General features: G+C 44.1%; 8 protein-coding genes. All 8 read left to right on the plus strand.

Annotated features, from left to right (window positions below; all coding sequences use genetic code 11):
* Positions 1–564 (plus strand): phosphotransferase enzyme family protein (locus ACFPYJ_RS00360; RefSeq protein ID WP_379186046.1); only part of this gene is annotated, 564 nt, incomplete at its 5' end.
* A gap of 192 nt (positions 565–756) precedes the next feature.
* Positions 757–2,691: a hypothetical protein gene (locus tag ACFPYJ_RS00365; protein ID WP_379186047.1), complete on the plus strand. Its 1,935-nt coding sequence runs from the start codon at positions 757–759 to the stop codon at positions 2,689–2,691.
* A 485-nt stretch (positions 2,692–3,176) separates the two neighbouring features.
* The gene (locus ACFPYJ_RS00370; protein WP_379186049.1) at positions 3,177–4,538 is read left to right on the plus strand and encodes an extracellular solute-binding protein; all 1,362 of its coding nucleotides are present in this window, start codon (positions 3,177–3,179) and stop codon (positions 4,536–4,538) included.
* An 89-nt stretch (positions 4,539–4,627) separates the two neighbouring features.
* Entirely contained in the window at positions 4,628–5,572 is a 945-nt protein-coding gene (locus ACFPYJ_RS00375; protein ID WP_379186050.1) for a carbohydrate ABC transporter permease, read from the plus strand.
* Positions 5,573–5,611: 39 nt separating this feature from the next.
* A complete protein-coding gene (locus ACFPYJ_RS00380) occupies positions 5,612–6,442 on the plus strand; it encodes a carbohydrate ABC transporter permease (RefSeq protein WP_379186052.1) in 831 nt (276 codons plus the stop codon).
* A gap of 12 nt (positions 6,443–6,454) precedes the next feature.
* Positions 6,455–8,863 carry a LamG domain-containing protein gene (locus tag ACFPYJ_RS00385; protein ID WP_379186053.1) on the plus strand — a complete coding sequence of 803 codons (2,409 nt, stop codon included), beginning with the start codon at positions 6,455–6,457 and terminating at the stop codon, positions 8,861–8,863.
* Positions 8,864–8,976: 113 nt separating this feature from the next.
* Positions 8,977–9,990 carry a Gfo/Idh/MocA family protein gene (locus ACFPYJ_RS00390; RefSeq protein WP_379186054.1) on the plus strand — a complete coding sequence of 338 codons (1,014 nt, stop codon included), beginning with the start codon at positions 8,977–8,979 and terminating at the stop codon, positions 9,988–9,990.
* A gap of 167 nt (positions 9,991–10,157) precedes the next feature.
* Positions 10,158–11,117, plus strand: a complete 960-nt coding sequence (locus tag ACFPYJ_RS00395; protein WP_379186056.1) for a carbon-nitrogen hydrolase family protein — start codon at positions 10,158–10,160, stop codon at positions 11,115–11,117.
* The last annotated feature ends 184 nt before the right edge of the window (positions 11,118–11,301 follow it).

An 11,301-nucleotide genomic window follows, 5' to 3' on the forward strand; every position in this document is an offset into this window, starting at 1 on the left:
ACGCTGGAGGATCTATCTTTTAACGCTGATCAAAAGGAAACAGAGATTTTAGAATACGTTTTACGAACAGCTGAAAATATCGTTTCAGTCATTCCAGACAGAGACTATCAACATTTAGAGAAATTGGTTATTCACGGGGATTTCCATCCGGGTAACTTGAAGTTTTTAAACAATAGCGTATGCGGGCTTTTTGACTTTGATTGGATCAGCATTCAACCCCGAATTAGAGATGTCGTGGATGGGATCATCTATTTTTCGGCTATCCGATCAGAAGGAATAGACGGGTCGGATATTTTCTCTTTAACTCAGCCGTGCAGCTTTGATAACGAAAGGAGCAAGCTGTTTGTTGATGCCTATCAAAGTAATTGTCATCGTCCACTTGATACGGATGAAATAGCAATTATACCCTATCTCATGAAAGCGAGATTAGTGCACAGTAGAGTAGAGGCTTTGACTAAAATACCAGTAAGCCGAAGAGTTGAGATGCTTACGAAGGGCATCAGCGAACCGCTCCTATGGCTGGATAACCATTATGATGAATTTGTAAAACGCTTACAACAATAGGGGAATTTAAATGGAACAATTGGCGTTATACGGCGGACAACCGGTGAGCTATCAAGTGAGTTTTAAGTCAATATCGTGTAAAAAAACTTCAATTATCGTTAAAGCCGTGATTATTAAAATAATATAAAATAAAAAAAGAAACAATTAAACCGATTCGAGAGTCAAAAAATGGATGGATTAAAGGTGAAGCTAATGAAACTGAACCAAGCCGATTTTGAAGTCTTGAAAAAAAAGGTAACATTTGATTCTATTACTCAAAAACTGTTCCAAGAGTCGATTTCTCAGGCAGATCACCTTGTAATGAATGAATTTCCATCACACCCCATTCAAGAACGCAGTCCTATCAAAAAGGTGAATGATCAATATACCGATGAATATTTAGAAAACCTTCAGGAGTATGATCAAACCTCGTGGCTGTATGAACGCGCCTTTCGAAAACTGGCTTTTGCCTTTAAAATGACAGGAAAACAAAAATATCTTGATAAATATGAGCAGGCGATTGTTAGATGCATGCAAAACCCTTTCTGGGGTCCCAAAGACAGTGAATATGATCATTGTTCATCACGAATACTTCGTTCTCTAAGTGTAAGCTTAACATGGCTTTGCGATGAAATTTCATTGGATACACTTGAGATGGTTAGTAAGCGTATGAAAATGGAAGTGCTGGGTTTTGAGCGGAAATATTGCCGAATGGGAGAAGATTATCCTATTGGACCCAATGACCACCAGTCAAAAGACCTTGCAGGAGCTGGGTGTGCAGCGTTGTTCTTATTGAAGAGAGACCCGACAATGAAACGTTACCTTGATCGTTTTATATCCCTCTTTCGGGATAAACTCCTTGAAGAAACGATTGAAGAGGATGGTGGATGGCCCGATGGTTGGGCTTGTGTTCTGTACTCATATATGGATGTGATTTCTTTTTTTGAGGTAATAGAGGATTATACGGATAGGAATCTGACGCATCATCCTCGATTGCAACAAACTTGCAACTTTTTAATTGGTGCATTCCCACAGCATAAGAACGTCATTTTTGATGGTGAGATCGCTCAAGCCCTATATCCATACTGTCATTCGATCTTCTGGATGGCCGCGACCTATAGACGAAAAGATATGCAATTTATTGCGAAACGGATGATTCTGCAGGGGCTAGCAGATCTGGATTTCAGTGACTATGCATTTATTTGTTACGACGAGAGGCTTGAGGCAGAGGAGTTCTCCGGAGGCGGTGCGATCATGACCCGCAGTGTGGGTTGGGGGCGCTTGGGTTGGGGAACGAATGAAGAGAATGTTTATTTATGGCTCAAAAGCGGTATAACAGACGCTTTCTGCAGAAACAATCAAAATGGACTGCTGATTACGGCATTTGGGAGACAACTATTTTCTGATGTGTCCCTTAAAGGCGCGGGATATCGAGAACTTTGGAATTGCGTATATGAAGATGGGCTTTGGACGACAAAATGTGCGAATGCTCTATTGGTTAATGGACAAAATCAACTAAGAAACCGATATGGCGAGGATTGGGGTCCGATTATGAAGTTTCATAATCCCAATCGCCCAAAGTGGGGAGATGAGGATGCTTGGTGGTTTGATTTTGAAGCTCCCAAAGCGGCACTTGGCAGAATGATTGGTGCGATAAGTGGGGAAGAGGCGGCCACCCTTGTTGGTAGAGCAGATAAGTGTTATGGCGAGCTGTTGACTGGGTATTCAAGAACTTGCATGATGACAAAGGACGGGTTGATTATTATTATCGATAGGTTAGTGCCAACAGAGAAGGCTAAGGATTTCCAATTCCGTGCCAATACTGCCTACACATTCCACGTAACGGATAGCAACAGGGCGGCTATCACTGCTGGAGAGGTGTGCTCCGATATCCTTTTCTTATATGATGGCGACTATAGCGTATCAGTTGATAAGTGGCCATTTAATCCGGGTCCTGGAAATTATTTGACTGGGAACTTCAAATTACAAGGAAGACCGGCACAGCTTGTAACGGTAATGCGCCCCTATCGTGATGGTAAAGAACATGTTCTGTCTGCAAAATTACAAGGAAACTGCCTTTCAGTTTGTTTTGATGAAAAATGGTATGAGATTGATGTTGATAAACAGACTGGCTTGGTGGCTTTATAGATTCCTAGGGATATGCCCGAAGCGCTTACGTATATATCCAGAACGGTGCGCTGGGTATGGAAAGATAAATATAGCGAGGACGATATCGACCGTATTTATGAATCGATCCGAAGGGTTGCGGATTATTTCAGAGTCGGCGCATAAGAGAAGGAATGAGCGATTACTCTGTCGGAGTGCTCGCTTTTTTCTTTTTTACCAACTCAGCCGGGTATCTACCACGAATGGTGCTCATCTGCCAATAGTCCCCGAAAGCTGCTGTTTGCCTTCCAAGCCTGGGCACCGCTGTACAATACAATCGGTACGATTACATAAAGTCAATATCGTTTAAAAATGATTCAATTTTCGTTAAATCCGTGAACTTTAAAACAATGTAAAATAAAGCTGAAAGAAAAATTAAATCAGAGGGGATCATATGAAACTAGTTAAGCGTCAATGCTGACTCAAAGGATAGGAATATTAAAATCGAAATAATAGGGAGGATACAAATGCAAAAGTTGGGAAAAATTTTCATGCTGGTTCTGGTTATGACGATGCTTGCTACTTTTTTCGCCGCTTGTGAATCCAATGAAGCCGACAAGTCAACAAGTCAGGCTATCAGCACTACCGAAAATAAAGAACCGGAAATTGATCCCAAGCAAGCGTCAGGCACCATAGAGTTATGGGTAAATCCGGCCGGGTTCCAATCCGATGATCTCCAAACAGCATGGGTTCAAACCGCAATTGACGAGTTTAATATGTCCTATCCGAATATGAAAGTCAATATTACGGTTCTCCCGTGGGCCGATTCTGCGACAAAAAAACAATTGGTGATGTCCACAGGTAAAGGCGTGCCTGACGCTATGTACACCTTCCCGGAAGAAATGGCTACTTTTGCGGCAAACGACCAACTTGTTCCGCTAGATGACTATTTTGCGGAAGAGATGAGTGATTTAATCGGCGTACCGGATTCTTCTTATAATGGCAAGCTGTATATAGCGCCTGTTCTGCTGGCGACTTATGGAATGGTTTATAATGCCGATATTCTTGCGAAGATAGGCTGGGATAAAAACAAGCTGCCGACTACTTTAGAGGAATATGATAAGTTTTTAGAGCTCAGTAAGGAAAAAGATTATCAGTCTTATATTCAAAACAATCTATATGATAACCTGAGCGGATTCTCTTCCGTGCTTTGGTCCAAAGACACCGATTACATCACGCTGGATAAAGGACAAGTAGAAGTAGGTAAAGACAACGTCGAGTTCAAAACCTTGTACACTTACTTAAAGAGCTGGGTGGATAAGGGCTATACCCCGATGGACAGCGTGACCAATGTTGGTTCCGCCCCCTCCGCTGCCGGCATTGGCGATTTTTATGCCGGTAAACTTGCTTCAATCTATTTGTCCGGTATCCAAATTAAGGATGAAAAATTGCAAAAAGCACCTTTTGATTGGGTTATTGGTCCTGCATTGAAGTTTGACGATACAGCTAAATCAGTAGGTATCGATATCGTTGGCGGCTTTATGATTCCTAAGGCATCTAAAAATGTTGAAGCTACTGCAGAGTTGTTGAAGATTATGACAAACAAAGAACATGGCAGTGCATTCGCATTAGGCACAGGCTATATGCCTACCCGTAAATCTGCAGGTAATGTGTTTACCGGGTTGAAGGGATATGATCAGCTTGCCGACATTTATGCTAATTACGATGAGGTTCGTGGCGTAATACACCCGGTTGTGTCCGCAGATTTCAATCCGATCTTGCAAATCCGCCAGAAAATAATGCTTGGAAAAAGCTCCGTTGAAGATGGTCTTGAGGAGATGAAAGATACGCTTCAAAAAGACCTGGATAAAGTTAACAGCAGCAAATAGTTAAATTATGATCAGAAGCACAACCGACCGTAAGCAGGGCGGTTGTGCTTCTGACACATAAGCCCGAATTTTTGGATAGAGGTGATCGCATGAGAGCGGATAATTTAAATGTACAACTTGTAAAGAGGTCGTTCATAGTTGGAATTGCAAAGAGTTGGAAAAAGAATTATATGGCGGCCATTGTTCTCATTCCGGTTACATTGCATTTTTTGATTTTTTCTTTATTTCCTGTCATTTTTGGTTTATTTACAAGTTTCACTAATTTCTCTTTTAGTAATCTTGCCAATGGCAAATGGCGATTTATTGGGATTTCGAACTGGAAAGATGTTCTTTCGGATGACAACTTTTGGCACTCTTTATGGGTAACATTGAAATATACGCTTTATTATGTACCGACGGTCATGGTGCTGGGGTTATTTTTTGCTTACATTCTGAATCGTGACATGAAGGGAATGCGCTTTTTCCGCTCCGTATTTTTCCTGCCGACCATAACCTCGGGAATTGTGCTTGCAGCCGTTTGGAAATATCTGTTTGCAGGTGATGAGGGTGGTGTGTTTAATTCGCTGATGTCTATAATCGGGCTGGATCCTATTCAATTTTGGGGGGACGGAACGATGGTGCTTCCCATTATTGCTTCCTTAGGTGTCTATATGGGAGCAGGCAGTTTGATGGTCTACTTCTTGGGAGGGATCAAGGGCATTCCCACTTCCATTCACGAGAGTGCCTTGATAGACGGTGCTGGTAAATGGCGGATGTTTTATAAAATTACGTTGCCGCTGCTAAAGCCTACGGTACTATATGCTCTGATCTTATCTACGATTGCATCTTTCCAGGTTTTCGATGTGATCAACATCTTGACCTTGGGCGGTCCGGCAGGAGAGTCTACCACGATTGCGTATCTGATCTACAATAATGGCTTTAAATTAGGCCAACTCGGGTATGCATCAGCAGTCTCTTACATCTTGTTTATCATTGTTGGCATCGTTACTTTTATTCAGTTTAAATGGCTCGGGGCTGGAGTGAGCTATGAGTAATCGCCGCTTAAATGCGAATTCCAGACAGGGGTTGTTTACATGAATAAAAAACTATCCAAGATAAATTTAATTCTGCTGTGGGCAGTACTGATCGTTATCGCGGTCCTATTTATTTTTCCGTTTATCATGATGCTGTCGGGTTCGTTCTCCGACACGAGGGAGATCATTCCTAGAAAAAACTTCTGGATCCCCGAGTACCTTTATTATGGAAACTATAAAAATTTCTTCGGTAGCAGCGAGGCGCTCCCATGGATTATCAACAGTTTTATTTACGGTGTGATTCCGGTGGTTACGGGTACGTTCATCAATACGCTGGTCGGTTACATTTTTGCCAAAAAGCGGTTTAGAGGAAGCAACCTCCTTTTTTTCTTGTTTCTTTCGATGATGATGATACCCGCTCAAGTTTCCCTTGTACCCAATTACATCATGTACACGAACGTGTTCGACTTTATCAACAGCTATTCTGCCATATTAGTGCCAGGACTCTGGTCCATTTCCAATATGTTCTTAATGCGGCAATTTGCCTCCACTTTGCCGGACTCTATAATAGAAGCGGCTGAGATCGATGGATCGGGTGATTTTAAAACCTTTTTCCTGATTGTTTTCCCCATGCTCAAGACTCCGATTGCCGTCATGGGTTTATTCGCCTTTCTGGCCTATTGGAATCTTTACTTGCCGGTACTTATCTATATGAACGATCAGAGCCTTTATAACCTGACAGTGGGAGTAGGTACGATGGTGCAATTGGACGGTAATTACGGCATGCAGATGTTAGGGGCTGTAGTGTGCATGGTGCCTGTGTTTATTTTCTATGTCAGCTGCCAGAAATATATCGTGGAAGGAATTAATCTTAGCGGGTTGAAGGGATAGTGGCGGAGAAATATGGACAGATCAAATATAATCCGAATTCATGAGTGCAAGCTGTCTAAAAATGGCGATATCATCCCCCCTGTCGATGGATTTTCGAGACAAGTACTCGCCAATTTGAAGACGACCTGCGAGGCCTATGACAAGGAAGAACTCATCAAAGAAATTCCCTATCAACCTGCGTCCACACTGCCCTTTCATAACGTGTATCTTGCATTTTACGCCGGCTCATACGGAGTGGCGATGATTCTTCAATACGCGGTTACCTATGCGATTACGAAAGAGGAGAAATATGGGTATAAAGCTAAAGCGTGGTTGCTCTCCTCCATAACGTGGGATGAGGAACGATTTTCATTATATTGTTCTTCAAGGCTTATGCATGCCATTATTGCGGGGGTAGATTGGATTCAGGATCTCTTGAGCGACGACGAGATTGAACGAGCTTACGGATATATAAGAAAGCTTTGTTTGCACCATGAAGAACAGGCCATGTCCATGATCACCGGTAAGGAGACCGGAGGACATGCCAACCTTTATGCATCTTGCTTCGGGCTTGCATGTCTTGCGCTGATCAGTGCCGATATGGAGCCTAAAGCGAGAGATTGGCTCAAGGCGGTCATTGGAAAATTCAAAACCAATTTATTCCCGCATGACGTCAAAATGGATGGAACGTACCAGCCTGACGGCAACTGGTGCATTGAATACGCTTTTCGCTACAAATTCATTTTCTTAGATGCATTGCGCCTGGTGACGGGCGAGGATTTAATCAAGGAGTATCAGGAAGATTTGATACGGCCTTTGCGCTATCTGAAGTATGCCTATATGGGGGACGGTCAAGTTCCTGTCAAGGACATTTACGGTCCTAATGAAAATATGCTGGATGTTTATCAAATCAACACATGCGGTTCCCTGTTCTTGCGTTTTGCTTCGTTTACCCGGGATCCCTATCTGCAGTGGATCGGCATGAGCAATCCTGTGGCGGGAAGAACGAATGCCTTTGGTAATCGGGTTAAAGGCGGGCATCGTTTTTTGTATCCTGTCGGATACTCGGACTACTTGTGGTACGACCCTTCCGTGGAGCCGCAATTTACGCCGCCGGAAGAATTGGCAAAACTTTTCCCAGTGGGTGAGCTCGCGATATTACGCACCCGCTATGGCAATGGTTTAACCTTGGCCTATCAAGGAAGACGTGGAAATGTCATGTATGAAAGCCCGGATCTGATTGTCAATAAAAATGGCAGGTCGATGTTTTGCAAAGTACCGGTCAAGGACAGTCTTCCACTAAGCGAGGCGAACGGGCCTGCCGCAGGCGGGGGGGAGATGGAACGGAAGGGCGTCATTGAAAAGCTCATCCAGCTGGGGGAAAAAGATATTTTGCGAATAAAGGGCTTCTTAACCCGACAGCAAATCACGTTCTCCCGTGAGGATGAATCGATTGATATTACAGTGAGCCGACGCAAGAGAAATGCCAAGGAGGCTTCCTTGCAGCATGATGTGAGTGGGCAATACTTGCGCTTGCGCGGTGAGGGATATCTTCAATATGATGCGCCTAACAACTTTAATCCCGATCAGGGAGTATTGCAAATGGAATTCAGACTTTCGAGGAAGCCGTCGAAAAGCGAGAAGTACCCGGCAGTGCTTTTTTCCATAGGGCAGCATCTTAAATACACTTTTGGAAATGCAATGTTTATAGGGTTCTTAGAGGAAGGCCGTTTAGGCGTCAAATTCAAAGATAGCGAGGGCAGATGGCTTTTTGCGCATTTATCAAGTGAAGTTCCAGCAATCAATCCCGGTTATTGGTATTTCATTTCGGTATATTGGAACAACTTAAACACGACAAAGGCAAATCCGATCTGCGGAATTGTGATCGGAGAATACCATGCAGAGGCTCGCTTGACGATGCCGAACGATAAGGCATTCCACTGTATCCCCAATACGACCATGTGGGTCGGAGGGAGCGTACAAATGCCTGATAGCTTCGCCAATGCAGATATCCGAATGATTAAAATATATGGGAAATGCCACCAGGGGTTCACCAATGGTAGGGTTCCAAATGAACGCGACCTTCTATTTGAAACTGATTATCGTAAGGGTATGAACGCTGTTTACGCGAAGGGGAAAGGAGAAGAGATCGCAGAAGCAGGACTCGAATACCGTTTCCATGCGCAAGAGTGCGAGGGGAAACAGGTGATCGTCCACAAGGATTATGTGCAAATTCTCAACGAAGGCGAATCCGTCTATATCGTCGGGAAAGATGTCGAAATCCAAACGGAGACTCTCCCTTACCTCCGCTCGGGATTTGCGGGGTTGTCCTTTGAAGAGGAGCCTAATCAACCCATATCAAAGCGCATTGTAATAATACCTCGAGAGGGACAGTCAAACCTGAACTTCCAAATTATCACAAAACGACCAGAGGAAAATTAGAGATATGAGGAAAGAGGACTATTTGGCGCGTAAGGGCATCGTTTTAGGAAGCGTCAAGGGTTGAATTCAAGATTCACGCAAAATCCAAAATGATGAAATGAGGGAGAGAAACCATGAAAACAATCAGAGCGGGAGTTATAGGCTGCGGTTCATTGGGAAGGGTGCATATCGATTGCGTCAGTAAAATCGAAGGCATTCAGATGGTTGCTTATTGCGATATTTATGAGAACAAAGCGCAGGCTTTATTACAGGAATACGGCGGCGAATATGCTACCTCGGATGTGGACCGTTTTTTTGCGGATGAAACACTCGACGCCATTTATGTCACGACTCTGCACGACACGCATGCGGATTACTGCATTCGCGCATTGGAATCGGGAAAACACGTCATGGTGGAAAAGCCGCTGTCGTTAACTGTTGAAGATTGCCTGCGTGTCGGTGAGACCGTTGAACGTACTGGAAAAAAGCTAATGACTGCCTTTAAAATGCGTTACTATGATTTATTGCTCAAGGCGAAAGAGCTGATTCCCCAACCGGTCATGGTTACCATGCAGATGATGGACAACCGTTGGCCAGACGGCGCTTGGGCGAACGACCCGATCAAAGGCGGGGGCAACGTTCTGAGCCAAGGCTGCCATTCCACGGATATTTTACGTTTTGTCGCGTCAGGTGAGCCAATCGAGGTATATGCGGCTGGGGGACGCTACTATCAAGCTGCGGATGTCGTCGATAATCTGACGGCAGTATTCCGTTTCGACAACGCAGTTGCGGGCAGTCTCGTACAGGGTGATTGTAACTGTCCGCGGCATGTGAGTAAATTTTTCATGCAAATATTTGCCGAGAATAAATCGGTCACGCTTACGGACCGACTCACAAAACTGATCTATCAAGAGGCCGGAAAGGATCCTGTTATATTCACCGGAACCGAGACCGGTTTTCTGGAAGAGAACAAAGCTTTTGTTGAATGTATTCAGGAGGATAAGCGGCCGCCGATTGATCATGTAGATGGCCTATACGCGACATTGATGACGCTTCAAGCAGTTAAGTCTCTTCGAAGCGGCAAACCTGAACCGATTCGCTCGCTTGTAGATAAGGTTCTTCAAAAGAAGGAGCAAACCACCTTGTAAGGAATGGGGTTATGGATGCAATCCGGCCGCCTGCGCAAGTTGTCATACACGGTGTTGAGCATCGGCATTGAAGCGTCACTGAAATGGTTGGAAAAACACATCAAAAGTTATCGTAAGAATAATTGAAAGATAATAATCCTATTTCAAGCAAAAAAGGAGACATGAACATGGCTCGAAAAGTCAACATCAGCACAATCGGCGCTCGTTATCATTCCTTGGATCCATCCTTAACGCTTCCGCAGGCCGTGGATGAGATGATCAGCCATTTAAAAGGGAAAGTCAATCAGGTGCTGCCCGATCAGCCGGACTTGATCGTTCTTCCGGAGTACAGCGACATGCCGGCCAATTTTTCGACGGAGAAGCGGTTTGCGTTTTACAAGGAGCGTGGGGACCGGATTTTGGACTGTTTTTCCGAGCTTGCCAGCGAGAACCATTGTTATATCATATATCCGTCCGTTCAGGAATTGGAAGACGGCACGTGGCGCAACTCCATCCGTTTAATCGGCAGAGACGGACAAATCGCGGCAACCTACTATAAAAATCACCCGACTATCGGGGAACTGGAGGAAGGTATCTTATCCGGGGAAGATGCGGTAGTGGTGAATTGCGACTTTGGACGTGTCGGTTTCGCCATCTGTTTCGACCTGAACTTTGACTCTTTAAGAGAGAAATATGTAAAAGCAAAGCCCGATTTGATTGTGTTCAGCTCGATGTTCCACGGCGGTCTCATGCAAAGCAATTGGGCTTATTCCTGCCGTTCTTATTTCGTGGGGGCGATTGGCGGATTGACCAGCTCTATCATTTCTCCGGTCGGTGAAATCATTCGTTCGACGACGAATTATTATGATTATATTACCGAGACGGTCAATTTGGATTATGCCGTCGTGCATTTGGATAACCACTGGAAGCTTCTACGGGCGATGTCGGAAAAGTACGGACCTTTGGTCAAAATGGTTGATCCCGGATTGGTCGGCGCAGTACTTATTACGAGCGAGTCGAACAGCGTTACAATGCAAGATATCGTAAACGAGTTCGGGTTTGAATTGCTTGACGACTATTTTTCGAGGGCGTTAGCCCGCAGGGAAGCGGATCTGCAAGCGAGATCTGAATCGATAGAAGCCTTCTAAATTACCTTTTGGGAGTTTTGATCGATCAGGGCGTTCTGATAATGTTTAAGATCAACCAAAGATCGTAGTGAACAGTTTTTGTAAGATGTTCATATACCAATAAAATTCATGATGAAAGACGGTATTAATTATGGACAATAGTATAGAGATTCAGGAAGTACTATCAGAATACGGTTATCGTCCA

Origin of the sequence: Paenibacillus solisilvae, from assembly GCF_042656405.1 — a bacterium.
In the GTDB taxonomy this organism is placed as follows: Bacteria; Bacillota; Bacilli; order Paenibacillales; family Paenibacillaceae; genus Paenibacillus_Z; species Paenibacillus_Z solisilvae.

What these genes read in the sequence shown, in the direction of transcription:
- ACFPYJ_RS00365 (WP_379186047.1), top strand. Translation starts at nt 757, where the DNA reads ATGAAACTGAACCAAGCCGATTTTGAAGTCTTGAAAAAAAAGGTAACA.
- ACFPYJ_RS00370 (WP_379186049.1), top strand. Translation starts at nt 3,177, where the DNA reads ATGCAAAAGTTGGGAAAAATTTTCATGCTGGTTCTGGTTATGACGATG.
- ACFPYJ_RS00375 (WP_379186050.1), top strand. Translation starts at nt 4,628, where the DNA reads ATGAGAGCGGATAATTTAAATGTACAACTTGTAAAGAGGTCGTTCATA.
- ACFPYJ_RS00380 (WP_379186052.1), top strand. Translation starts at nt 5,612, where the DNA reads ATGAATAAAAAACTATCCAAGATAAATTTAATTCTGCTGTGGGCAGTA.
- ACFPYJ_RS00385 (WP_379186053.1), top strand. Translation starts at nt 6,455, where the DNA reads ATGGACAGATCAAATATAATCCGAATTCATGAGTGCAAGCTGTCTAAA.
- ACFPYJ_RS00390 (WP_379186054.1), top strand. Translation starts at nt 8,977, where the DNA reads ATGAAAACAATCAGAGCGGGAGTTATAGGCTGCGGTTCATTGGGAAGG.
- ACFPYJ_RS00395 (WP_379186056.1), top strand. Translation starts at nt 10,158, where the DNA reads ATGGCTCGAAAAGTCAACATCAGCACAATCGGCGCTCGTTATCATTCC.